We start from the raw sequence: 24904 nt of genomic DNA on the forward strand, positions 1-24904 counted from the left end.
GATTATATGGTCAGACAAAGGGGTACCGAAATGAAGCACATGCTCGAGAACGGTTTACACCTGCATTATGAATATCAAAAGGCCAGACAGGCACATGAAAATACCCGGACGCTTGTACTGATTCATGGTATGGGCTTCGATCACACCTGCTGGGACCGGATCATCCCTTATATGGAAGATGAGTTTCATCTGCTCAGATATGATTTTCGCGGACACGGGCTTAGCGGGACAGACAGCATTGATCCGGCTAGGCTGGCCATCAGCTACGTCGGGCATTTGAACAGTCTGGTGTGTCAGCTCGGCATTGAGGATTTTCATATCGTCTCCCATGGCGCCGGCTGCATCATCGGCCTGTACTACACTAAAGCGTATCCGTCTAAAGTCCGTAGCAATGTACTGCTGTCCCTGCCGCTGTTTAATTCTAACAGCACGGCAAACAAGTATGCGGATTACCGTAAAAATCTGATGAACCATCAGTCCATGCGCGCTTTGGCGGATCATGTTATCCCCAATGCCACCCTGTTTCAGCCGGGATCTCCGGAATTCGCCAGACTGTATGATGCGTTCAGCATGGTAACCATCGACCGTTATATCGAGCTGCTTGATTTCTTTGCCGGTGCGCATGCGGAAATAATGGAGATATTCAGGAAAACTACCGGACCGCTGCTGCTGCTGACAGGTGAACGTGACCCGATGTATCCACCGTACCTGTCCGGACTGATTGCTTCTGCAAATCCGGATTGCCGGTACACAACCATCTATAATGCATCAAATATGCTGTTCTATGACCAGCCTGAAGATACGTATAAGCAGATCAAGGTGTTTTTTGATGCTGAGACAGCCGGTTACCGCACGCCTCTTGATCCTTATCTGCTGGATCTGCATGCCGACTTTATTGGACTGGTCAATCAGGCTGTACAGCCTGAGCCTTCAGCTGTCCGGCTAACGGTAACGCTGCTCAGCTCATTTCAGGTCTTCATTGATGGTAAACCGGTTGTAAGCGGCTGGGGAAGAAGAAGCGCCAAAGATCTGCTGATCTACCTGCTGCTCAATCCGCTAGCCACAAGAGACCAGCTGTGCGAGGACCTGTGGAAGGATATGGGTAAGACTAAAGCCCGCAATCAGCTGCGTGTCTGCCTCAATCATCTTAAACAGCTGCTGAATAATGAAGAGACGAAGCTGATCAGCAGCGATAACCGGCAAATCTCGCTCCAGGCCGCAGTGGAGTGTGATCTGCTTACTTTGCAGGAGAATACCAGACTGGCGCTCAATGAAACGGACCCTGTACAACAGGAAATCCTGATTCAGGAGATTGTCTCGCATATCCGTGACGATCTGTTCCGGCATATTGACCAGGACTGGAATTTAAATCTGCGGATGCGTCTGGAAATACAGCTGGTTACTCTGGCCCACAATCAAGCTGATGTACTGGTGAAGCTCGGTAAGTATACAAGCGCTATTGCCTGCCTGAAATATGTAATCCTGTTTAATCCGGAAGAGTATGATGCCTATGAGCGGATTGCCTCCCTCTATGAACTGATCAATCAGAAGCGTGAAGCCAAAGCATGGCGCAACAAGCTTGTCAAGCTGCAGCCTGTCAAATGATCCCGCTTAGAGTTATTGCGATGAAGGCACGGCTGATATTCGGCTCATCAGGGTTAGTATGCATAGCAGTACTTCCCCCGTTGCTACTGTCTCGTTAAGTATACACAGGCATTGTTGCCGCCATATCCATGGCTGGTTATCAGCACCTCGGCAGACGGCTGCAGCAATGTCTCTGTAATCAGCGGGAGATGCTCATATCCTGACCTGTCCGTCCGGATCGTTCCCGGGATGAATTGATGCTGAAAGCCGAGCAGTGAGGCAATAATCTGTGCCGGACCGCTGACGCTGAACGGATGTCCGGTCAGTCCTTTGATGGAAGTGAGAGGAACACTGTGATCAAACAGCTCCCTTGATACGATCTCTTCAATCCGGTCATTGGCGGCATAGCCCATCGCCTGGCTGTTATAATAATCCGGATATCGTCCTCCTGCCACACGGCTGGCCGCCTGCTTCATCATCCTGCCCGACGGATCATGACCGTTGACTGATTCACCGTCATTATTAGTTGCTATAGCATCAATATACCCGTAGATCATTGCATGCCGCGCTTTTGCACGCTCTTCTGTTTCCAGAATGAGGCATGCTGCCCCTTCTGACAGAACGAATCCTTTGCTGTTTTTGCTGAATGGAGAGCCTGCCGCATCTGCCTGCTGTCCATAAGGCAACGCTCTCATTTTACCAAAACCATAGACCGTCGCTTTATTATTACTGCTGTCTGCTGCGCCGATTATCGCCGTATGGATTCTGCCGTTCTGCAGGTACATCATTGCATCCTCGATAGCCTCAATACCAGCAGTACAGCCGGTGGTTACTGTCTTGGTGATTCCATTCAGCCGATAGTAGCCTGAGACCGCCGATGCCAGACTGTGATAATGAACCAGCCCGCAGCAATATACCGGCATGTCTTTAAACCGGCCAGCTGCTGATAACGTGACCATCTCCTCAAGCGGTGTGATCCCGCCCATGGTTGTTCCCATAAAAACCCCTGTACCTATTGCCGCTTCCTTATCATTCAGGTCCAGTCCGGACATTTCCAGTGCTTCAGAAACAGTACAAATAGCCAGCTTCGCAATCCGCGGCAGCACCCTGTGCTGCTTATCGTCCAGATTACCGAGTCCGCCTGTGACCTCACCGATCACCAGTGTCTCTCCGTTTGGCGCAAGATCATCATTTACAGTAAATCTGTACTCGCCGCTGAGCAAATTCTGCAGCAGTTCACTGCAATTCCCGCCGTTAGGAACCTTTATTCCATACCCGGTAACCGCTATCCGTTCCTTCACCCTCATCCACCCTCTTATGCAAATTAAAAAGAGCAACTTTATAGACAAAAAAAAGAGCTTCCACCCTTGTCTATTTCGGATCTGCATGCCAGATTCCCAATCAAACGGTAGAAGCTCTCTTTGGTAAGACAGTTATGAACCGGAAAAGATTAACTCAATGTCTGGAGCGCAGCCGGAGTAAAGGGGATAATCTCTTCTTTGTGTCCGCTCTGCACCTTGGCCGGCCATGCAGGATCACTGATCAGCGCTCTGCCTACAGCCACCAGATCGAATTCAGACTTCTCCAATCTTTGCAGCAGACGTTCCAGGTTGTCCTCATCATGATGCTCAGCAGCCCCTCCGGTGAACTCGCTGTTCAAGCCAACTGAGCCTACCGTAATTACCGGCTTGCCGGTAATGCGCTTGGTCCAGCCGGCAAGGTTAAGCTCGGAGCCTTCGAATTCAGGCAGCCAGAAGCGGCGGGTGGAGCAGTGGAAGATGTCTACACCGGCATTGCTCAGCGGCGTCAGGAAACGGGTCAGCTCATCCGGTGTCCGGGCCAGCTTGGCCGAATAATCCCCGCTCTTCCACTGCGAGAAGCGCAGGATAATCGGGAAGTCCGGACCGACCGCACGGCGGCAGGCATCAATGATCTCTACGGCAAAGGTCGTACGTGCTTCCAGATCGCCGCCGTACTCATCTGTACGCTGGTTGGTCTTCTCCCAGAAGAACTGGTCAATCAGATAGCCATGGGCACCGTGCAGCTCAATTCCGTCAAAGCCGATTTTCTTGGCATCTGCTGCAGCCCGGGCGAAGGCCGCAACAATCCCGTCGATTTGCTGCTTCGTCATCGGCTCCGTCACCGGTTCTCCGGCGAGGCTAAGCCCGGACGGCCCGATTGGCAGTGCATCCGCATTCGGCAGATCACCAATGGAGCGGGCCATTCCGACATGCCACAGCTGCGGGATAATCTTACCGCCTGCAGCATGCACCTCCTGAACAACATTTGCCCAGCCTTCCAGCGCGGCCTCCCCATGAATATTGGGGATGCTCGGATGGCTGACGGCTGACGGGTGGTTGATTGCAGTGCCCTCGGTTACAATCAGCCCGACTCCGCCCTCCGCACGTCTGCGGTAATATGCAGCCACATCAGGGCCGGCCACTCCCTCCGGCGAATGAGCACGGGTCATCGGAGCCATAACAATTCGGTTAGCAAGCGACAGCGGTCCAGCCTGAAAAGGAGTAAACAATAATTCTGAGTTCATATCGGGCCTCCAATGCATAATATAATTACTTAAAGTAAGTATATTATGATGGCTGACGGGATCAAAAGCAAATAGTACAGCCTGAGCCGGGGCCGAAGTACTTTATAATAGAACGCCCGGAGCTGAGCACCGGGCCAGATTAGCCGATTCAGCCGCCTGGGCTGATATCAAGGGCATTTTTGCCCTTTAGCCGACCAGACAATCGGTCAAAAAAACCGGACATCCGCAAATGAGCTGCTGATGTCCGATTTTGATATTTTAATAAATTCTATTCTACAGATTCAGCACGCCGGCTTTTGGCGTTACGCGGAAGGCTGCAGCCAGATCAGCAAGCTGCTGGTCGGTAATCGACTGCTTGATTTCTCTGCCGCCGATCAGGTTGTAAATAATCGCTGCTTTTTCAATCGTTTCTACCAGACCGAAGGTAGCGTCCATAGTAGAGCCTGTTACGAAAATACCGTGCTGCGGCCAGATTACTACGCGGTAGTCCTTCATCTTGGCGGCTGTTGCCCGGCCGATATCACTGCTGCCCGGAACCATCCAAGGAATAACGCCGATGCCGTCAGGGAAGACAACCAGACATTCTGTGCACATTTCCCAGAGGGTTTTAGTGAATTTCAGCTCATCCAGGTCATGGGTGAACGTCATAGCGATAACATTGGTAGCGTGAGTGTGCAGAACAATACGGTGATTTGCATCAACCTTCAGACGTTCAATATGGCTCATGAAATGGGAAGCCAGCTCGCTTGTAGGTACAGCGTTGTTGCGCAGACCCCACAGCACTTCAACGCTCTCACCTGTAGCGGATACGCGCAGTACGCCCAGGTTAGCTTCCGGGTCTTTGATCACGTTGCGGAAGTATTTACCGGAACCTGTCACGATGAAGTATTTGCCTGCAAGCTCAGTTACAGGAAAAGTAAGCTGAATCGTGCGCAGCGGCTCACGGATATTAATGTACTTAGCCACTTCTTCTTCGTCCAGCAGGTAGCTGATGTTACCGCCGTTCAGCTCATCCCAGCCCAGGGACCACATGTGATGGGTGATTTCGGACATTTCCTGGATAAAAGGGGCTTCGGTTCCGGCAATATAGCCTTTAGTTTCAATAACGGACGTGCTCATATATTATCTCTCCTTTGAATGCAGATCTGTTGGTAGTAGAAATGATGACCATTCAAAAATACAAATTATTGTTTGTTATATAAATAGCCTTATCTGGCAGACAGAACTTCCTTCTCGTAAGCCTTCACATCAGCCAGCCAGCCTTCGCGGACCGGTGTGTTCTGGGAAGCACAGTAGTAATCCCAGATAGCGCCGAACGGATAGGACTTGAATTCCTCTACCAATGCCAGGCGTGAAGTATAGTCGCCTTCCAGCTCAATCTTCTTCAGCTCGGCAATCGGCTCAAGCATAGCACGCAGCAAAGCTTTGATTGTGTTGCGTGTTCCGATTACCCAGGCGGCAACGTGGTTGATACTGCCGTCGAAGAAGTCCAGGCCGATATTAGTGCGCGGCAGCAGATCTCCGCGGACCAGCTCACGGGCGATTTCCAGCAGCTCATCGTCCATTGTTACAACGTGGTCACTGTCCCAGCGTACCGGTCTGCTGACATGCAGCAGCAGCTGCTCGCTGAACATCAGGATCGAGGACAGCTTGTTCGAGATGACTTCGGTCGGGTGGAAATGTCCGGCATCAAGGCAGATGGCTTTGCCGCGGGTCATTCCATAGCCCATGTAGAATTCATGCGAACCGACAACGTAGCTCTCGGAGCCGATGCCGAACAGCTTGCTCTCAACAGCATCGATGTTGTACTGCGGGTCAATTTCTTCGCTGAATACTTCATCCAGTGCATCGCGCAGGCGTGCACGCGGAGCCAGGCGGTCTACCGGAGTATCCTTGTAGCCGTCCGGTACCCAGAAGTTAGTCACACAAGGCTGACCCAGCTCGCGGCCGAAGGACTCGGCGATTTTGCGGGAAGCTTTGCAGTGCTTGATCCAGAAGCTGCGGATCTCTTCGTCAGCATGGCTGAGAGTGAAGCCGTCAGCGGCTTTGGGATGTGAGAAGCAGGTCGGGTTGAAATCAAGGCCCAGCCCCTGTTCTTTAGCCCACTCTACCCAGTTAGAGAAATGGTGCGGCTCCAGCTCATCCAGATCCACCTTCTCATCTGTGTCAGCATAGATAGCGTGCAGATTGACTTTATGTTTACCCGGGATGAGCGACAATGCCTTCTCAAGATCCTTGCGAAGCTCATCAGGTGTTCCGGCGCGTCCAGGGTAGCTGCCGGTTACAGCGATTCCGCCGCTCAGCTCTTTGTCCTTGAACAGGAAGCCCTGTACATCGTCCCCCTGCCAGCAGTGAAGGGAAATCTTAATCTCTGCCAGCTTCTCCAATACTTCATCCACGTTGATGCCGTGGGCTGCGTACAATTTCTTTGCTTCGTTATAGCTGTTGATGATGCTCTGATCCATGTTGGGTTCCTCCTAAAAGTTTTGTGAGCATCTGCTCCACTTGGTTCTACTTCGTACAAAACTGGCTTCGGAAGCATTTGCTTCGTTTTGTGAGCATCTGCTCCATCTGGTTCTACTTCGTACAAAACTGACTTCGGAAGCATTTGCTTCGTTTTGTGAGCATCTGCTCCACCTGGTTCTACTTCGTACAAAACTGACTTCGGAAGCATTTGCTTCGTTTTGTGTGAGCATCTGCTCTATAAATCCTATCTATTGGCTGCCGCCTGCAGCAGACACTGCATGCAGCGCTTCCCAGCGGGCCAGCAGGGCCTCAAGCTGGGGAAGCGGGCGCGGCTGGTAAGACTGTATCTTAAAGGACTTGCCGATGATCGTACGGGCTTCCCTGATATCCGCAACAGCTCCGCTGTGAATCAGCTGAATGGCCAGATTGCCAAGCGCTGTCGATTCTGTAGGGCCAGCCAGCACTTCCCGGCCGATAATATCGGCTGTCAGCTTGCACAGCAGCGTGTTGTTCGCACCGCCGCCGACGATCTGCAGCACCTCTACCGGTCTGCCGGTCAGCTGTTCCAGCTCACCCAGATAACTGCGGTACGAGAGTGCCAGGCTGTCGAAGATGCAGCGGGCAAGCTCGCCCGGCGTTTGCGGGACAGGCTGGCCGCTCTCAGCACAGGCGAGGCGGATCTCTTCAATCATGTTGTCCGGATTCAGGAACCGCGGATCATTGCACGGAATCAGGCTGCGCCAGCCTTCAGCTTCAGCCGCAAGCTCAGCCAGTTCAGCGAAGCTGTAACGCTCCCCGTCCAGTCTGCGCACCTCCTGAATCAGCCAAAGTCCCATAATGTTCTTGAGGAAACGGTAGGTTCCAAAAGCGCCCCACTCATTTGTGTAATTCGCCTGCATTGCCGCCTCTGTATTGACCGGATGATCCAGCTCAACACCGAGCAGCGACCATGTTCCGCTGCTGATGTAAGCAGCGGCACGGTCATCCTGCACAGGCACGCCCAGTACAGCCGAGGCTGTATCGTGTGTAGCTGCGCAGATAAGCTCGCAGTCCGGCAGATCATACTGCTGCTTCAGGTCATCCCTGAGGCTGCCAAGCACTTCACCGGGCTCAGTAAGCGGAGCAAACTGTTCTCTCTTAAGATGAAGCAATGACAGCAGATCTGCATCATACTCACGATCAGCGAGATTAAGCAGCTGCGTCGTCGAAGCATTGGTGACTTCGTTAATCTTCCGGCCGGACAATTTATAGTAGAGATAGTCCGGAACAAGCAGAATCTGGTCGGCTGCCGCCAGCTCTTTAGCGTCATGGGCGTACAGCTGATATAACGTATTAAAGGTTAGCTGCTGAATCCCGGTCTTGGCATACACCTGTTCCGGCGAAATCAGCTTGGCTACTTTCTCCATTACGCCGTCTGTACGGCGGTCACGGTAGGCGTATACCTCCTGCAGCCGGTTGCCCTCAGCATCCAGCAGCACATAGTCTACAGCCCAGGTATCAATACCCAGGGTGCATTTGGTAATACCGGCTGTCTTGGCTTTTTGCAGGCCGCGCAGAATTTCTTCAAATAAATAATCAATATCCCAGAAGCAGGAACCGTCACGTTCGGTAAACCCGTTGCTGAAACGGTGAATTTCCTCCAGCGAGAGAATTCCGTCTGCGATGGTGCCGAGCACAAGCCGCCCGCTGGAGGCGCCGATATCGACGGCAATATGATAGTTCATAAGGAATCTCCTCATCTAAAATATAATAATTTAGAGAATTTTGCGGAACAATGCGATAACTTCTTCTTTGGTCGGAATGAACGGATTGCCAGGTGCGCAGGCATCCTTCATGGCATTCTCAGCCAGCAGATCAAGATCCACTTCGTCAACGCCGAGCTCAGACAGCTTAGCCGGAATGCCGACTTCCTTGGACAGCTCCTTAATCGACTCAATAACGAAGTCTGCACATTCTTTGTCCGACTTGCCTTCTACCTGAAGGCCGATTGCCTTGGCGATAGCCCGGAATTTCTCAGGCACATATTTGGCATTCTCTTCTTCTACATAAGGCAGAAGCATCGCGTTACACACGCCGTGCGGCAGATCATATACACCGCCGAGCTGATGCGCCATTGCATGCACATAGCCTAGTCCGGCGTTGTTGAACGCCAGTCCGCCCAGAAAAATCGCATATACCATCTGTTCACGCGCTTCAATATCATGGCCGTTCTTTACGGTTTTCGCCAGGTTGCCGAAGATTAGCTCAACAGCCGCCAATGCAGTAGCATCCGTAACAGGATAAGCGCCTGGAGTGACCAGTGCTTCAATCGCATGGGTCAATGCGTCCATACCGGTTGCCGCAGTCAGTGCAGCAGGCTTATCGACCATCAGCTCAGGATCATTTACGGAAATGGTGGCGATGCTGTTCTTATCGACCATTACCATCTTCACCTTGCGCTCTTCGTCAGTAATAACGTAGTTAATTGTAACTTCACTGGAGGTTCCGGCAGTTGTATTAACCGCAACAATCGGCAGTGATTTATTCTTGGATTTGTGTACACCTTCATACTCGGCAATATGTCCGCCATTGGTAGCCACGATTCCGATCGCTTTGGCTGTATCCTGCGGTGAACCTCCGCCGATCGAGATCAGATAATCACATTCATGCGATTTAAGGAAATCCACACCGTCATGAACATTCTTACAGGTCGGATTCGGTTTCACTTCATCATATACCACATACTCAATACCGGCTGCATCCAGCACGGACAGCAATTTGCCGGCAATTCCGCTCTTTACCAGGAACTTATCGGTAACTACCAGTGCTTTCTTCAGATTCAGCTCTTGAATGTAAGGAGCGATTTCCTGCAGACAGCCTTTGCCCATAATGTTAATAGAAGGAACATAATAAACACGAGTACTCATTGAATGACCAGCCTCCCGATAATGTTGTCTTGCATAGTGCCTAGTTTATCTTCTTCTCTGTAAGGGTTATCCCGGCTGCGGCACCTCAGGCTGGTCTCTGTAGGTTTCGCAGCGGACCTTTGCTCAGGCGCTTAGTCTAATGAAGCATGCGCTTTCAAAGAGAAAATGAACACTCTTATCGTAGCTCTATAAATCTGTGTTGTCAACAAATAAAATATTATTTGTGTTGTTTTTATTTGTTTACTGTTTGTAAAACGCAGATTATAATGAGTATTATAATAAAACTTGTGTGGTTTTCATCTAATTTATTGCAAAACACAGATATTCAGGTCTATATTTATAGATAATGCTTGGGATTCAGAGTATAGCTCCGGAAAGGTGATTACAAATGCTGGCTGCCGAACGACGCAACAGAATTATAGATCTTGTCCATCAGGATAAAAGAGTGCTGGTCTCCGACCTGAGCCGCATGTTCGAAGTAACGGAAGAAACGATCCGCAGGGATCTGGAGAAGCTTGAAAAGGACGGGATTGTAAGCCGGACTTACGGGGGAGCCATGCTCAACAGGCACACCAACGAGGATCTTCCTTTTGTAACCCGTAATGCGCTCAATACGGATATTAAACGCAACATCGCGCTGAAGGCGCTTGATCTGATTAATGACGGGGATACCCTGATGGTAGACCCCAGCTCGACCTCTTTTGAATTCCTGAAACTGCTGGGTAATAAAAACAATCTGACACTCATCACGAACTCAATCAATATTTTGCAGGAGTTCGCAAATTCCGGAATGAACATCATTTCCACCGGCGGTTCCCTGCGCCACCGTTCCCTCTCGCTGGTTGGCCCGGTTGCCCACGATACGATCCAGCGCTACAATGTGGATACGGCCGTAATCAGCTGTAAGGGGATTGATATGGAGAGGGGCATTACCGATTCCAATGAACCGGAGTGCGAGCTCAAGAAATATATGCTGCGGCAGGCGGAGAAGGTTGTTCTGCTGGCAGATCATACGAAGTTTGACAAGACCGCTTTTACGAAGCTGGTGGAGCTGAACCGGATTGATGTGCTGATCACCGACCGCAAGCCGTCGGAAGCCTGGCTCAAGCGGCTGGCCGAGGAGAATATTGAGGTTCTGTGCTAATGTAAGTGAACGTGTTTCTTCTATATAATATGTGTATCCAAAAAAAGGACATTTCCCTCTTCCCGGGAAATGTCCTTTTAAGTGTAGCTGCTATTAAGCTTTGGACAGCATAATATTGAGAATCGTCTCATCCGTGGCGGCAAGCCCTTCCTGGACAAGCCGTTCCATGTTGCGGATGGTATCCTCTACCTTTTCAAATATGACGCCGTCATTGTCTGTCGGTGATATATTATTCATCGCAAGTGTCGCCGCCTGGATTGCGGCATTGGTAGCAGTGGAGATTTTGAGCGCACAGGTGGATTTGGCCCCGTCACAGATCATGCCGGACAACGAAGCAATCGTATTCTGGATGCCATGCTTGATCTGCTCCAGGCTGCCGCCCATCAGATAGATGATTCCGCTGTTTGCTCCTACTCCGCCGGCAATTCCTGATCCGCACAGCGGCGAGAGCCGGCCGATGTAATGCTTGACATGAACGGTGACCAGATTACTGAGCGCAATGGCCCGGGCCAGCAGCTCATCACTTTTACCCATAAGCTCGGCCAGCTTAATAACAGGCAGTGTTGCAGCGATCCCCTGATTCCCGCTGCCCGCCGTCGTCATGACCGGCATCGCACTGCCGTCCATCCGCGCATCGGAAGCCGCAGCTGTTGCGGCGATTACGGAATTGGCCACATCGTTGCCGAACAGATTGACTGCCGAGCGCTGGCTCATTTTTTTGCCGACCTGAAGACCGTAATTCCCCCGCAGGCCCTCATCTGAAATCGCCTTATTCATTCTGGCGCCTTCCAGCAGAAATTCCAGCTCAGTGAAGTCTGTACCGCAGACAAACTCATAAATCCCTTCAATTGAAACAGCGTATGCTTCTGAACTTAGCTGCTCGTCCTCCCCGCAATCCCCCTTGTCCTTCTGGACATTAATAGGGACTCCATCCTTCTCCAGCAGAACGATATTAGTATGTTCTTTCGCCACCACCGCTGTTGCCCGGTGATTCGCGCTCTGTACCCTTGCTTCTATATACAACTTCTCCGGTGTATCCTTCAACTCCACGGAGAGCAGCTTACGGTCTATAATCGCATTAGCCTGACTAAGCTCATCAGCCGTCAGCCCTGAGAGAATCTCCAGCTTTCTGTGGGAGCGGTGGATTACAGCACCAAGCGCAGCTGCGATCGGCAGCCCGGTCTGTCCTGTCCCTGGAATACCGACCCCCATAGCGTTCTTAATAATATTGCCGCTGAGGAACAGCTGAATTCCTGTAATCTCCTCCTGAAGCAGCTCTGCCGCCAAAGAGACCGCATAGGCTACCGCAATCGGCTCCGTACAGCCTTCCGCCGGAACGATTTCCTTTTTCAATATATCAAGTAAGTTAACCATATATGATCCCCCCTTTTTCTCTGGTTCTCTGTCTGAGCTATCTCTATATACTACATCAGACTGAAGGCTGAGGGAACCGTTTATTCAGCTGCAGAAGGACTGGAAAATACTGTGTGATGCTCTGGTTACAGGCCCGTCTCAAGCCGGTATCCAAGCCCCCGGACAGTCTCAATGCGGAACCCGGCCGATTCGCCGAACCGCTCACGCAGGCGCTTAATATGTACATCCACTGTACGGTCATCCCCGGAGTAATCCATTCCCCAGATCTGCTCAATCAGCTGTCCGCGCGTGAACACCTGACCGGGAGTGGAGGCAAGCTTATAGAGCAGTTCGAACTCTTTTAACGGCAATGTCAGCGCTTCTGTACCCCTAATCACTTTATAGGTCAGCCGGTCAAGGACAATATCACCTAGTGAAACGGTCTGTGTGGTACCGATTTTATAACGCTTCAGCAATGCTCTCACCCGGACGGTCAGCTCTAGCGGATCAAAGGGCTTTGTCAGATAATCATCCGTGCCGAGCTCAAAGCCCTTCACCTTCTCCCAGGTCTCCCCTCTGGCCGTCAGCATCAGCAGCGGTAGGTCCGGGCTGGCCTTTCTCAGCTCTTTGCATAAGGTCCACCCGTCCATCACCGGCATCATAATGTCCAGGATGACCAGATCAACCGGCATTGAAGCGTATACGTCCAGCGCCTCCCTTCCATTAGCAGCCTCTATAGCCGTAAATCCGTCATTACGCAGAAACAGACAGACAAGCTCGCGAATGTTCGCATCGTCATCTGCAACCAATATGGCAGCCATATGATTCCTCCTCTTTTCCCGGCTTTTATCAAAGTAATCATTATACTATACGAAAGCACACCTTTCATGCATACTAACCGCCGGAAAACCAAAAAAGCGCCAAATCTCCCTGCCCGCTCAGGGCTTGGAGACTTGACGCATTTGCATCGTACAGGCCGGACCTGGATGCTTAATTCTTTTCAACTGCATGCCCGCCGAATTCATTACGCAGCGCAGCAACCACCTTGCCGGTAAAAGTGTCCGTCTCAAGCGACCGGTAGCGCATCAGCAGCGACATCGCAATGACCGGTGTGGCCGCCTGCAGGTCAAACGCTGTCTCCAGCGTCCATCTGCCCTCCCCGGAGGAATGCATAACGCCCTTAATGTCATCCAGCTTGGCATCCTTAGAAAAGGCGCGCTCTACCAGCTCCATCAGCCAGGACCGGATGACCGATCCGTTATTCCACACGCGGGCTACCTGCTCGAAATCGAAGTCATAGCCGCTTTTCTCCAGAACCTCAAAGCCCTCGCCGATGGCGGCCATCATGCCGTATTCGATCCCGTTATGGACCATCTTCAGAAAATGGCCGCTGCCCGACTTGCCCGCATACAGGTAGCCGTTCTCCACTGAAGTATCACGGAACAGCGGCTCGGCAACTGCCCAGGCCTCCTCGTCTCCGCCGATCATATAGCAGGCGCCGTTGCGGGCTCCCTCCATACCGCCCGAGGTTCCTGCATCCAGATAGTAGATCCCGGATTGTTCCAGCTCGCCGTGGCGGCGGATCGACTCCTTGTAGTGTGAATTGCCCGCTTCAATAATAATATCTCCCTTAGACAAAAGGGGAGTCAGCTCAGCGATTACAGAATCAACAAACTGGTGCGGTACCATAATCCAGGCAACCCGCGGTGCATCCAGTTTATTTACAAGCTCAGCCAGGCTTGCTGCTCCAGCTGCCCCTTTGGTGCCAAGCTCGGCTACCGCATCAGCGTTTACATCGTATGCCACAACCTCATGACCATGCTCCAGCAGGTTCTGGCCAAGATTGAAGCCCATTTTACCCAGTCCGATTAATCCGACTTTCATATGATATCCCTCCGGTTATATTCTTAATTGATTATTGTCAGTCCATGCTTAACTCCAGCTCTCTTACGCCCCGGCCCGGATAACCTGTTCATCCAGCCTGCCGGTTACTTCAACAATTCCGTCCGGTTTGCTCTCCGGCTCATCCAGCCACCAGTGGTCCTCGCCCAGCAGCACATCTGCTGCAGCCGGACCGTATGAACCCGCAGCATACGTATGGAGCGGAAGCGTACCTTCCTCCACGGCCTCAATAATCGGCTGCACCCACTGCCAGCTCAGCTCCACCTCTTCCCAGTGCGCAAAGAAAGTCGCATCGCCGAGCAGCGCATCATAGATCAGATTCTCATAGGCTTCCGGCAGATCGGGATTCGCTGAATCATGTCTGATGCTTACCGGCTCAAGCGCCCCGTGCTGGCGCGGATTTTTGGTATTTAGCTGCAGCGAAATGCCTTCACCGGGACCAATTTCAATAATCAGCAGATTCGGATCAAGCGGAAGCTTGCCTCTGTTAACGTTATGAGCATCATTAAACGGTTCCTTGAACTCAATAACAATTCTGGTCGATTTCTCCTTCAACCGTTTGCCGGTACGGATATAAAACGGTACATCGCGCCACATCGGATCATCAATCCACAGCCGCGCGGCAATGTACGTATCATTCTGTGAGGAGGACTCAATCCCAGGCTCATCAAGATATGATGATACCGGCTTGCCCTTAATTTCGCCTGCACCGTATTGCCCGCGCACCACATTCTGTCCCAGCTCGTCTTTCAGCAGCGGACGCACGGAGCGGATCACATGGCGTTTTTTGCTGCGGACATCGTCGGGACTGCTGTCTTTGGGCAGCTGCATGGCCATCATCATCAGCAGCTGCAGCATATGGTTCTGGAACATATCGCGCAGCGCACCTGATTTATCATAATAGCCTGCCCGCTCTTCCACTCCGACAGTCTCAGCAGCCGTAATCTGGACGTTAGCGATGTACCGGTTCTGCCAGAGCGCCCGGAGCACCGGGTTGGAGTACTTGAGCACTTCCAGGTTCTGCACCATCGGCTTGCCGAGGAAATGGTCGATCCGGAAGATCTCCTCCTCCCGGAAAGCCGCATTCAGACTCTCATTAAGCTCCCGTGCAGACTGCAGATCCCGGCCGAACGGCTTCTCGATAATCAGTCGCTTCCAGCCTGTGGTATCACCCAGACCGCTGTCATGAATATTAGCGGCAATCGGTCCGAAGAATTCCGGGCCAACGGACAAATAAAACATCCGGTTACCTGAAAGTCCAAGCTCTGCTTCCCGCCGCTGCACATGGGCCAGCAGCTTCGTGTAATCCTCAGGACGTCCAACGTCCAGCACGCTATATTCAAAAGCCAGCAAAAAACGCTGCAGCTCCGCTGAATCCTTCACAGGTCGGCGGGAAAAGGTACGCAGCGAATCCAGCACCTGCGCCTGGAACGTTTCCTTGCTGAGCTCTCTTCTGCCCAGGCCAATTACAGAGAGAGGACTAGAAAGCTTGCCATCGGCAAACAGGTTATATAGTGCCGGATAGATTTTGCGTTTCGCCAGATCTCCGGTAGCGCCAAACAGCACAAAGGTAGATGATTCCACTTTCATTCCTCCCGTTATTATATTAATTATATTAGGTTACTTTTAATTACTCATAAACGTAATAAAACTCATCATACGCCTGCAAATACCATCCGTCAACCTCATTTCGACATTTACGAAAAGTACTTATTTTCACGAAGTTTCTCACTATGGTATAGTAAGCAGGATATTATTAATAACTTCAAAGGGCGGATGTTCGATGGATCAGGAAATCAGGCCGTTACTAGCCAAAGTGGAGCATGCGTATCATATCGTCGGGAAAAAATGGGTCAATTTCATCCTTCATGTGCTGATGGAAGGCCCCAAACGGTTCAGCGAGCTGCACACCCTCATACCGGATCTGAGCAAACGTATCTTGAACGAACGGCTGAAGGAGCTGGAGGGCTGCGGCCTGCTAACCCGTACTGTAATTCCGGACCGGCCGGTCCGGACGGAATATTCGCTGACCGTCAAGGGACAGGAGCTTGGGGCTGCGCTCAGCCATGTGGAAAAGTGGGCGGTTAAATGGCTGTAAGAAGCCTGCTGCAGAGAATACGCACTGTATATAGACAAAAAAAGGAGCAGGACATCGCGTCCCGCTCCTTCTCTTTTCTTTTCACAAGCCTGCCTTCTAAAGACCAGCCGAATGGTAATCAGCCAGCACCGCTTCCGGTGTAAGCACATTGTTATACAGCTTCAGCTCGTCGATCAGACCTTTGAACGGCACATCCCAATAGTTAACCCCTAGCGTAAATACGCCGTTGCTGCTTTTAAAAATATCCGGAAATCCGCTGCCCGAGAACTTTTCCTCCCCGTTAATGTACAGCTTAACCGTCCCGTTGTCTACCGTGATAGTGAGATGCGTCCAGGTCTCCGCAGGAATGATGTAGCCTGCAGTTGCCTCGTAGACCGCATTTGACCATAGTATAGTGGCATCCGAAGGACCCTTCGGCACCAGGCTGATCCAGCTGCTGTTCGAGCTTGCCCCAAAGAAAGCCGTTGTGTATGTCGTTAGCTGGTCCGGATTTAGCCACAGCGAGACTGAATAAGTGTTGGTGTTAATTAGTCCGTCTGGCAGCCTGATCCCGGAAGCACCGTCAAATTGAGCAGCCTGGCCTATTACCCCGTTCCCGTAAGTAATACTGCCGACAGTAGCGCTGCCAATCAGCGCCCCCGTCACCCTGCCTTGACCCGCGAGCTGGAGCGAATCCTTCAGGTCTCCTTCAAAAGAATACACTGCCACCCGTCCGTCCGTAACCTTTACCGTATAACTCGCAGTTATATTGCCTCCGTCAGTGGAAACAGCTGTAATGACCGCTTCACCTGTTGACTTGGCTGTCACTGCTCCGCCAGTCGTATCAACCGCAGCGATCGCGGGTGCACTTGAGGTCCAGGACAAGGCCTGGTTGCCGGCGTTGAGCGGAAGAATAGAGACGGCCGGAGTAAAGGTATTTCCGACAGCGATAACTTTTTGCGCATCAGCAAAGGCAACTGTACTTACCTTCACGTTGGCATCCGGCTCCCCGTTCACGAGCCAGCCAACAGCTTCGGGCGTCAGTGCTTTTTCATAAATGCGAAGCTTATCGATCTGTCCTTTGTATGGGATATCCCAGTAGTTGACCCCAAGTGCAAAGACACTGTCTTCACCTGCAAACAGGTCAGTATAGTTCGTACCTGTATATTTCAGCATTCCGTTCAGGTAAAGCTTAACGGTTCCTGCATCATAGGTGAAGGCGATATGCGACCACTGGCCAACCGGAACCTGGAGCCCGGCATCAGCATCCAGCCAGGTTTCACTGCCGAACCAGACCCGGGTGGTCGCCCCGCCGTTGCCGTAAGGCAGCAGGCTCATCCAGCTGGCAGGGCTTTTGGCACCGAAGAACGCCGGTGTAAAAGCGGTCAGCTCCTGCGGATTCAGCCACAGGCTGAATGTATACGCGCTGCCGTTAATCAGCCCGTCCGGCAGCCGGACACCGGAATTGCCTTCAAGCTTGAGTGACTGCCCGTCCTGGCCGGCTGCATACGCAACCGTTCCATCTGTCGTGTTCAGCAGCTTGCCGGTTACGGTACCGTCAGCCTGCCGGCCGGCGCTCTCCGCCAGACTGTCTTCAAAATCATATGCAGCTACAAGCCCATCCTCCAGCAGCGTCCCGCCCAGCTGAATAACCACTGCAGTGAAGGTCTTCGTGACCGAAGCATCGCCTAGCTTAAGGGTTGCGGTCAGCTGCACCTCGGCATTGCCGCTGCCTGCCTGCGGCCGGGTAACCTTGCCGTCTGCCGCAACAACAGCGGGATTTGAGGATGTCCAGGTAATGACAGCCCCTTGCACACCGGACACCGGCAGCTTCAGGTCTTTATAGACCTTGCTGGTATCGCCAAGCGTCAGGCCGCGGGCAATATTGTCCACCAGCTCTTCATCGCTAAGCTGCCTGATGGCACTGCCCCAGACGGATACGCCCTGGCCGGACATCGCCGTAAAGACCATAACCTGTTCGTTCCGGGTGGAATCCCACTGCTTCACGAATACCCCTTTGTACAGGCGCTGCACCATACTGCCCTTCTCTGTTTCGTTAATCAGCAGATGGGCATAATAATCGCCTGTCAGCTCCCAGGTTCCGCTTACCGCCCCTGCCAGCGTGCCGTCCTCCAGCAGCTGGGCATTTACAGTCGGTTTAATTGTGCCTGAGGTATCCTTGCCGTGATTAACGAACTGGTACGCACCGACGACATCTGCCCGCTGAAGCCTGGCTAGTGTCTCGCCGGAATAACGGTGCGGAGCCACAACCGGCCAGGCATCCTCATTCATGAACATCTGGTGCACCCGGACCTCATGGGTCTCCCCGCGCAGCGGGAACCTGGTATGGAAGAAGTTGAACAGCTTGCCCAGCTCTTCATCATAAAAGACTGAATTATGGCCGGAGGACACGTAGCCGTATGCCGGGAAGTCCGCCTCGCCGTTCAGGTTGCTGAACAGGAAATTGCCGATCAGCTTGTTGCCGATATCCGAGTGATCCCCGTCCGTCGCCAGTACAGCATTCTGCCCCGCAGCATCCATGTAGGGCCCGTCCGGGTTCACTGAGCGGAAGAGACGCATATTGTAGCCGCCGTCAGCAGCCAGCCCCCCGTAGGTTACATACAGATAGTAATAGCCGGTTATGCTGTCATAGACGATATAAGGCCCTTCGCCGGATTTATAATTACCGCCGGATATCTTGGTTCCGAAATAACGGTCGATCATTCTGCCGTCTGCTGTAGCTCCGTCTTTGCCCGGGTATACCGGCTGTCCGGTAGCCGGATCAACCTCCAGCACGAATATCCCGCCCGACCAGGAGCCGTAGGTCATCCACAGCTTGCCTTCCTTGTCATAGAACAGCGTCGCGTCAATCGCATTGGTAAATTGCTTGTTGTTGTACGTGCCGTTTGCATTGAACCACGCCGGATTCATGCCTTCCAGCGTTCCATTGCCGATCAGTGCCTGAATGTTGGTATTAGTCCACTTTTTATTGACTGTGCTGTCGGCATCATACTGCTCATCGAGTGTGAAGCCGGAATAGATCACCGTCCCGCCGTAAACATACGGGCCTTCAATGTTCTGTGAGACAGCAAAGCCGATTGCAGAACGGATATAGGTGGAGGAGGCGCTGTAATAGATCATGTAGGCACCTTTGGTACCATCACCGTTGACATATTCCGCATTCCAGAACACATCCGGTGCCCAGACAGAGAATCCGCCCTTGCTGTCAGAATCGTCCTCCCCGGCCCAGGCGAAGGATTCCGCCAGATTGGCTGACAGATCACCATAAAGCGCATTATCCGGTGTCTTGTAGCCGTTAGTGAACGTACTCCAGTTCAGCAGATCCTGCGACTTGGCCGCTTCAATATGCGAGCCGAAAACATAATACGTCCCGCCCTCCTTCACTACCGAAGGATCATGTACGGATACGTTGCTGAACACCGGTGCAGTGGGTACCGGGGTTGGCGCCGGGGTAGCAACCGGAGTTGGTGCCGGTGTAGCCGCCGGAGTTACTGCCGGCGTTGGCGAAGCTTCGGGACTTGGCGACGACGCCGGCGATCCGGTGCTTCCGCCGTTAATTACCGGAGCTGAAGTAGCTGTAGCTGTTGGCACCGGTGATTCCAGCTTGATTAACCCGCTGAATTTCGGATCATAGCTTACCTTACCGGTGCCCTGAACCGTGATCTGCCCGTTCAGATTAGGGATCAGATTCCTGATCTCGCTTCCGGCCTCCGCACGCAGCGCTGCCATGCGGTTAAGCGTCAATTCCGCGATTACGCCTCTCAGCAGCACAAGCTCCGGTCCTCCGTCAGCATTCACTGCAACAGAATCAAAGCTGCCGCTAAGCTGGATACGCGAACCCGCCGGCAAGGCAGTCTCAAGCTTTACCCGGCTGAAGCCGGCTCCGCTCAGCATCGTATCTTCTTCCAGTACGACGCCGGACTCAGCTGTTACATCCGGCACGGCGCTGCTGCCCTTGAGTACAATCCGCAGCTTACCGTCCGGCTTGTCTGCAATAAGCGACGCTGCTGAGGAATTATTCAGCACGACACTATTTTCCCCGCCGCCGCTGACGATTATTTTGCCGGCAACCTTCACATTATCAAGCAGGATATCGCCGGCCGCGATTCCTTCGGTAAGATACAAATTGCCTGTGATTTCAGCATCCTTAAGTGTCACACCAGCTGTACTTATCACCATATTCTTCGCCTGAGGCTGTGTATAGCTGCCGCTATGCAGAACAATCTCACCGGACAGCTTCCCGATCATCCTTATAGCTTCTGCCCTTGTTACCGGACGTCCTCCTTTAAAGCTGCCGTCCTCATAGCCGCTGAGGAATCCTCCACTCAGCAGCGTGTTAACGGCTTCCCTGCTCCATTCCGGCAGCGCTAAGGCATCCTGAGGCCCCGCTCCTGCTGCAGCGGCGTCAAGCCGGAACAGCCGGTACAGCATGACTGCCGCTTCCTGGCGGCTGACCGTCTGCTTCGGACGGAAGGTTCCGTCACTATAGCCCGATACATATCCTGCAGATAACGCCTTCATTATTTCGCTGTAATACGCCCCGCCCTGCTCCACATCACTAAAGCCGTTTACAGCTGCTGCACTCTGCAGATTAAACACCCGGTTAACAAGGGTAACCCATTCCGCCCGGGTGATGCTCTGATCGGGCTTAAACACACCATTGCCGTAGCCCGTCAGCAGCCCCTTGTCCACCCATGTCTGTAAATCCCCGGCAGCCCAATGTGCTGCATAATCGGGAATTGTTACCGCCTGCTGCTGTCCGGCGGAATTATCATCCTTCCCTGTTCCCGCTGCCCCTAATGCCGGGGAAGGAACGAGCAGCAGTAGTGCAAGAAGCGATGCTGTCAGCCTGCCAGTCCATTTTTTCAAAAGCATATCCCTCCATTTCTAAAAATCGGCCTTAATCAGCCGTCACGAATAAAACGCTTACAAGAGGTTTTTGAAAAAAAGTCTCCGTTAAGTTCTTCTTTTACTTTAGAATAACCTAAACAATAACTCACCAGAAACTCTGTAACCGCTTTTATTTTATAGTGTACACGCTATAAAAGTCAATTCAATATTTTAAATAATATGAATCTTTTTATGTTTTTATTTATTAATTATAAATCCAAGAAAAAGAGCAGCCGCTCGCCCGCATAAGCCGGAGAAGCGCTGCTCTGTTCGTCTTTTTATTCCGATTAACCTTTAGCCAAATGATGTATCGCTCCTTACTGCCTCTCCTGCTCCTGGATCACCTGCTCAATCCCCAGCAGAATTACCTTTAAGCCGAACTCAAATGCCTGATCGGTTCCCATCAGCTCGAACAGCCCGGTCGTAAACATCCTCCGGAACAGTCCCGCATCCTTATCAGTCATTGTGTCCAGCAGCTGAAGCATCTCCTCACCCGGGAGCGCTTCGTGATCCTTAATCATAGCGGAGACATTGCGCTCATGCTGATAGCTGTCCAGAACGAAAAAGAACACATAGTTCATCATCGTGGTAGCTACCTGCATTTTTTGCTCCGGCTCAAGCGGCGTCTCTTCGACGCAGAGCAGCATCCGGTTGGTAAACCGGATAAGATCCGGCTCGTGGGGCAGCGTCATCATCATCAGCTGGGTAGAGCAGGGATACCGGCTAAGCACGCTTCGTACCGTTACCGCCAGTCCCGCCAGCTGCACCTTCCAATCCCCTTCAGAGCGGTATTCCTCCAGAATGATTTTGGATATCTGATTAGCCAGGCTCTGGTACAGATTCTGTTTGCTCTTGAAGTACCAGTACAGGGAGGGCGCCTGAATTCCCACTCTGTCTGCCAACCGTCTCATGCTGAATTTCTCGATGCCATCTTCTCCAAGAAGCTCCCATGACGCCTCCAAAATCCGGTCCTCCGAAATCTGAGGCTGCTGCTTTTTCATTATTATCCGCCCTTTTATCTAACAGTGTAAGTTTATGCTTTACAAGTCTATAAGCCCATGATATCATCTAACACTGTAAGGTTCAATCTAACACTGTTAGACAAAATTAAAAAACAAGAAAGTAGTGATCCGCATGGATGCAGAAAACCTCCATTATTTCGAAAAAGCCCCTGTCGCAAAAGCCGTAGTCCACTTCGCCGTGCCCATGATGCTGGGTATGTCAATGAGTGTCATATACTCCATCCTGAATGCCTATTTTATTGGAACACTCCACAACACGGCAATGTTGACAGCACTCGCGCTAACCTTGCCGTTATTCGCAATCCTTATGGCACTTGGCAACTTTATCGGCATGGGCAGCGGTACCTTCATCTCGCGTCTACTTGGCGAAAAGAAATATGATGACGTAAAGCATGTGTCTTCATTTGCTTTTTACAGCAGCCTGGCACTTGGCCTTATCGTCATTGCTGCCGGTCTCCCGCTCATCCATTCCATTGTCCATAGCCTGGGGGCAACGCCAGAATCGTTCGGATTCACCAAGGACTATGTCACCGTTATGCTGATTGGTTCACCTTTCCTCGTACTATGCTTCACACTGGAAAATATGGTGCGCTCTGAAGGCGCAGCCGTTAAGTCAATGGTTGGTATGATTCTCAGTGTCGTTGTCAATATTATTCTCGATGCGCTGGTCATCTTCGTGTTCCACTGGGATATGATCGGCGTTGCTTCCGCTACAGTCATCTCCAACCTCGTTGCAAGTATATACTACGCTTACCATATGAGATTCAAGAGCCCCTTTTTAACAATCTCCATACGGTGGTTTAAGGCTTCCCGGGAAATTGTCGCCAATGTTACTAAAATCGGAGTTCCCGTCTTCATTATGAGTGTCTTCATGGGGGCAATGTCGCTTATTCTCAACCATTATCTTGTGGAATATGGCGATGCCGCCGTAGCCGCTTACGGCATTTCATCCCGTCTGCTGCAATTTCCGGAGTTTATTATTATGGGCTTATGTGAGGGAGTCGTGCCGCTGATCGCCTTTTCTTTTACAGCCAACAGATTGCGGATGAAGCAGACTATCGGGTTCACAGTCAAAAGCATTGCCATGCTCGCAGTCGCCTTCGGCCTTATCGTCTATCTGATCTCCGGGCATTTAATCGGCTTGTTCACCAATGACCCGCAGTTAATTGAGATGGGCAGCTATATTCTGCATGTGACCTTCTTATCTCTATTTATCTCAGGCACGACCGCATTGTTTACGGGGATCTTCCAGGCTACAGCGCAAGGGACTGCCGCATTTGTTATGTCCATTATTCAGGGCGCTACGCTGATTCCTGTGCTCTACATTGCCAACCGGATGAATGGCTTCCACGGAGTGGTCTGGTCACTCGTTATTGCAGATGCTGCCGCGTTCCTTGTCGGAGCCGGGATGCTATATGTTCTGCGGAATAAATTGCAGCCGGATCTGGAGAGCCTTGCGCATTGAGGGATGCTTGTTCAGAAAAAAGAAAGCCCGCTTCCGCCAACAGCTTGGCGAACACGGGCTTTCTTTTTTCAAATGGTAAGGTCCAGCTTCCTGGTAAGCAGGATTTCGAGCGGCTGTGAATCAAGGATCAGACAGCCTGCATCTGTATAGCCTAATTTTCTGTAAAAATGCTGGGCTCCTTCGTCCGCCTGGGTGGAGGTCATCACCATGTTGAAGCCCTTTTGCTTCATCTGTTCCTCCCAGAACCGGACAACCTGTGCTCCTGTCCCCTGGCCCCGAAAAGGCTCATCGATCCAAAGCAGGTTCATGAACGGGATGTTGTCCCAAAAGTAGCCATACCTCATCCATCCGATGTTACTCCCGTCCTCGTGCCGCAGGATATAGATTTCATTTTCATTCATTTTTGCCGGTATCAGGTCCGCAGGAATATGCCGGTCACGGTCTCTTATGTATTCATAGTCGCGAAAGCGATTTGCATTATTCCCCCCCCTTTTTTTTAGAAATAAGCTCCATAAAGTTAGACTATGATTACCAAAATTTGTTGCGGTGCTATTAGGCTTAAGAGTGTCCAAGCTTGGTCCAACCCATTGCCCTGGAGCACATAAAACATGGTTCACAGCTTGAATATAACGTGTACCCCTGTAAATCGGTTAGATGTGTTTCTGCACAGAAGTTCCGTAGCATATGGCGTTAGCCGTTGGAAGTTCTGGAAGCAGCCATTGCAGTTAAGGCGTTCTCAAAATAGCTATATACTTGATCTGCAATTCCCAGAAACTCTTCCACAAGTACATTACTATCCAAGTAACAAGCGTACAGATAATCAACCAAAGCGGAGTCAATCTCACAATAGTTTAATATGTCATTTTTCATCTTAATAATGTCATCGTGCCATGAACCTGTATCTTCTAAAACCAAAGAGTATAATGCACGAATTAATCTCTTAGAGTAACCTTTAATATATCTGGTTTTCATTGCGTTATCACTAGCATTAGAAAGTAAACTATGTATACGACCTACTTCCTCCTTAGTTTCTGTATTTAAGTCTAAAATGAACTCTGGAGAAATCATTATCGGTGGTACTTTTTCACCGACGTCTTGACCATATACGCAAACACAAATGATCTTTATCCAAAAACCCCACTCATTTGGTTTATTTAATACATCATTAATCGAGCAAACTATCGTATCAATCTTAATTACTACTGGAAATTCTTCCAAAAGCCTGTCTTTAATAGTTGACAATCTTTCGTAATCAATATCTTTGGGATTTACACATACAATAGTAAAGTCTGCATCTGACTTAAAAGGTGTAGCAGTTCCTTTGGGAATCGAGCCACACATATAAATGCTATGAATATTACCTTTGAATTCGGTAAGTATATTATCTATATACTTATCAACAAAATCCTTATATTCACTTTGTATTACAATTCTATTGATAACTTTTTCTAATATCATATAGACTCCTCCTAAACTAAGAACTTCTTTCTGCTATATAGATTGAACTCATAAAATTGAGAACCGCCTAA

At 51.1% G+C, this 24904-nt stretch carries 19 protein-coding genes and 2 pseudogenes; 4 read left to right on the forward strand and 17 right to left on the reverse strand.

All coding sequences use genetic code 11. The features are described 5' to 3' along the window. The first annotated feature begins 30 nt into the window (after window positions 1-30). Window positions 31-1605, forward strand: a complete 1575-nt coding sequence (locus R70331_RS16960) for an alpha/beta fold hydrolase (RefSeq protein WP_042177374.1) — start codon at window positions 31-33, stop codon at window positions 1603-1605. An 83-nt stretch (window positions 1606-1688) separates the two neighbouring features. Here R70331_RS16960 and R70331_RS16965 read toward each other — a convergent pair whose 3' ends face one another. From R70331_RS16965 to R70331_RS16990, 6 genes are all read right to left on the reverse strand, one after another. Next, a complete protein-coding gene (locus tag R70331_RS16965) occupies window positions 1689-2885 on the reverse strand; it encodes a beta-ketoacyl-[acyl-carrier-protein] synthase family protein (RefSeq protein WP_052419093.1) in 1197 nt (398 codons plus the stop codon). A gap of 149 nt (window positions 2886-3034) precedes the next feature. After that, window positions 3035-4129 (reverse strand): NADH:flavin oxidoreductase, encoded by a 1095-nt coding sequence (locus R70331_RS16970; RefSeq protein ID WP_156131148.1) that lies wholly within the window; start codon window positions 4127-4129, stop codon window positions 3035-3037. A gap of 273 nt (window positions 4130-4402) precedes the next feature. Further along, entirely contained in the window at window positions 4403-5248 is an 846-nt protein-coding gene (rhaD, locus tag R70331_RS16975; RefSeq protein ID WP_042177377.1) for a rhamnulose-1-phosphate aldolase, read from the reverse strand. An 89-nt stretch (window positions 5249-5337) separates the two neighbouring features. Continuing rightward, on the reverse strand, window positions 5338-6594 hold the full coding sequence (gene rhaA, locus R70331_RS16980) for an L-rhamnose isomerase (protein ID WP_042177378.1): 1257 nt from the start codon (window positions 6592-6594) through the stop codon (window positions 5338-5340). A 249-nt stretch (window positions 6595-6843) separates the two neighbouring features. Then, window positions 6844-8319 (reverse strand): rhamnulokinase, encoded by a 1476-nt coding sequence (rhaB, locus tag R70331_RS16985; protein WP_042177379.1) that lies wholly within the window; start codon window positions 8317-8319, stop codon window positions 6844-6846. Between the two features lie 30 nt (window positions 8320-8349). Beyond that, window positions 8350-9501 (reverse strand): iron-containing alcohol dehydrogenase, encoded by a 1152-nt coding sequence (locus tag R70331_RS16990; RefSeq protein WP_039873951.1) that lies wholly within the window; start codon window positions 9499-9501, stop codon window positions 8350-8352. Window positions 9502-9889: 388 nt separating this feature from the next. Here R70331_RS16990 and R70331_RS16995 point away from each other — a divergent pair, with 388 nt between their 5' ends. Then, complete coding sequence (locus R70331_RS16995) at window positions 9890-10645, forward strand: DeoR/GlpR family DNA-binding transcription regulator (protein ID WP_042177380.1); 756 nt, start codon at window positions 9890-9892, stop codon at window positions 10643-10645. 93 nt (window positions 10646-10738) lie between these two features. On the opposite strand, the gene R70331_RS17000 is transcribed toward R70331_RS16995, so the two are convergent. The 4 genes from R70331_RS17000 to zwf all read right to left on the reverse strand — a co-directional run bounded on the left by R70331_RS17000 (window position 10739) and on the right by zwf (window position 15484). Further along, window positions 10739-12019 carry an L-cysteine desulfidase family protein gene (locus R70331_RS17000; RefSeq protein ID WP_042177381.1) on the reverse strand — a complete coding sequence of 427 codons (1281 nt, stop codon included), beginning with the start codon at window positions 12017-12019 and terminating at the stop codon, window positions 10739-10741. Window positions 12020-12144: 125 nt separating this feature from the next. After that, window positions 12145-12819: a response regulator transcription factor gene (locus R70331_RS17005; RefSeq protein WP_042177382.1), complete on the reverse strand. Its 675-nt coding sequence runs from the start codon at window positions 12817-12819 to the stop codon at window positions 12145-12147. Window positions 12820-12988: 169 nt separating this feature from the next. Further along, the gene (gene gnd, locus R70331_RS17010; protein WP_042177383.1) at window positions 12989-13882 is read right to left on the reverse strand and encodes a phosphogluconate dehydrogenase (NAD(+)-dependent, decarboxylating); all 894 of its coding nucleotides are present in this window, start codon (window positions 13880-13882) and stop codon (window positions 12989-12991) included. Between the two features lie 63 nt (window positions 13883-13945). Continuing rightward, window positions 13946-15484: a glucose-6-phosphate dehydrogenase gene (gene zwf / locus R70331_RS17015; RefSeq protein ID WP_042177384.1), complete on the reverse strand. Its 1539-nt coding sequence runs from the start codon at window positions 15482-15484 to the stop codon at window positions 13946-13948. Window positions 15485-15683: 199 nt separating this feature from the next. On the opposite strand from zwf, the gene R70331_RS17020 reads away from it, so the two are divergent. After that, window positions 15684-15998 carry a winged helix-turn-helix transcriptional regulator gene (locus R70331_RS17020; RefSeq protein ID WP_042177385.1) on the forward strand — a complete coding sequence of 105 codons (315 nt, stop codon included), beginning with the start codon at window positions 15684-15686 and terminating at the stop codon, window positions 15996-15998. A gap of 96 nt (window positions 15999-16094) precedes the next feature. On the opposite strand, the gene R70331_RS32515 is transcribed toward R70331_RS17020, so the two are convergent. From R70331_RS32515 to R70331_RS17035, 4 genes and pseudogenes are all read right to left on the reverse strand, one after another. After that, window positions 16095-16994, reverse strand: a complete 900-nt coding sequence (locus R70331_RS32515) for a LamG-like jellyroll fold domain-containing protein (protein WP_442950586.1) — start codon at window positions 16992-16994, stop codon at window positions 16095-16097. An 18-nt stretch (window positions 16995-17012) separates the two neighbouring features. Next, window positions 17013-19481: pseudogene (locus R70331_RS32520) on the reverse strand (LamG-like jellyroll fold domain-containing protein); the annotation flags it as partial. A 780-nt stretch (window positions 19482-20261) separates the two neighbouring features. Next, a pseudogene (locus R70331_RS32525) lies at window positions 20262-20873 on the reverse strand (S-layer homology domain-containing protein); the annotation flags it as partial. A 332-nt stretch (window positions 20874-21205) separates the two neighbouring features. Beyond that, the gene (locus tag R70331_RS17035; protein WP_042177386.1) at window positions 21206-21889 is read right to left on the reverse strand and encodes a TetR/AcrR family transcriptional regulator; all 684 of its coding nucleotides are present in this window, start codon (window positions 21887-21889) and stop codon (window positions 21206-21208) included. Window positions 21890-22022: 133 nt separating this feature from the next. On the opposite strand from R70331_RS17035, the gene R70331_RS17040 reads away from it, so the two are divergent. Next, window positions 22023-23375 carry an MATE family efflux transporter gene (locus R70331_RS17040; RefSeq protein WP_042177387.1) on the forward strand — a complete coding sequence of 451 codons (1353 nt, stop codon included), beginning with the start codon at window positions 22023-22025 and terminating at the stop codon, window positions 23373-23375. Between the two features lie 68 nt (window positions 23376-23443). Here the strand turns inward: R70331_RS17040 and R70331_RS17045 are convergent, their stop codons facing one another. The 3 genes from R70331_RS17045 to R70331_RS17050 all read right to left on the reverse strand — a co-directional run bounded on the left by R70331_RS17045 (window position 23444) and on the right by R70331_RS17050 (window position 24833). After that, window positions 23444-23824 (reverse strand): GNAT family N-acetyltransferase, encoded by a 381-nt coding sequence (locus tag R70331_RS17045; protein WP_042182818.1) that lies wholly within the window; start codon window positions 23822-23824, stop codon window positions 23444-23446. Window positions 23825-23933: 109 nt separating this feature from the next. Further along, a complete protein-coding gene (locus tag R70331_RS31585) occupies window positions 23934-24059 on the reverse strand; it encodes a cytidine/deoxycytidylate deaminase family protein (protein ID WP_156131149.1) in 126 nt (41 codons plus the stop codon). 6 nt (window positions 24060-24065) lie between these two features. Then, on the reverse strand, window positions 24066-24833 hold the full coding sequence (locus R70331_RS17050) for a nucleotidyltransferase domain-containing protein (RefSeq protein ID WP_042177388.1): 768 nt from the start codon (window positions 24831-24833) through the stop codon (window positions 24066-24068). Window positions 24834-24904 lie beyond the last annotated feature (71 nt).

This window comes from Paenibacillus sp. FSL R7-0331 (assembly GCF_000758645.1).
GTDB classification, from domain to species: Bacteria; Bacillota; Bacilli; order Paenibacillales; family Paenibacillaceae; genus Paenibacillus_AQ; species Paenibacillus_AQ camerounensis.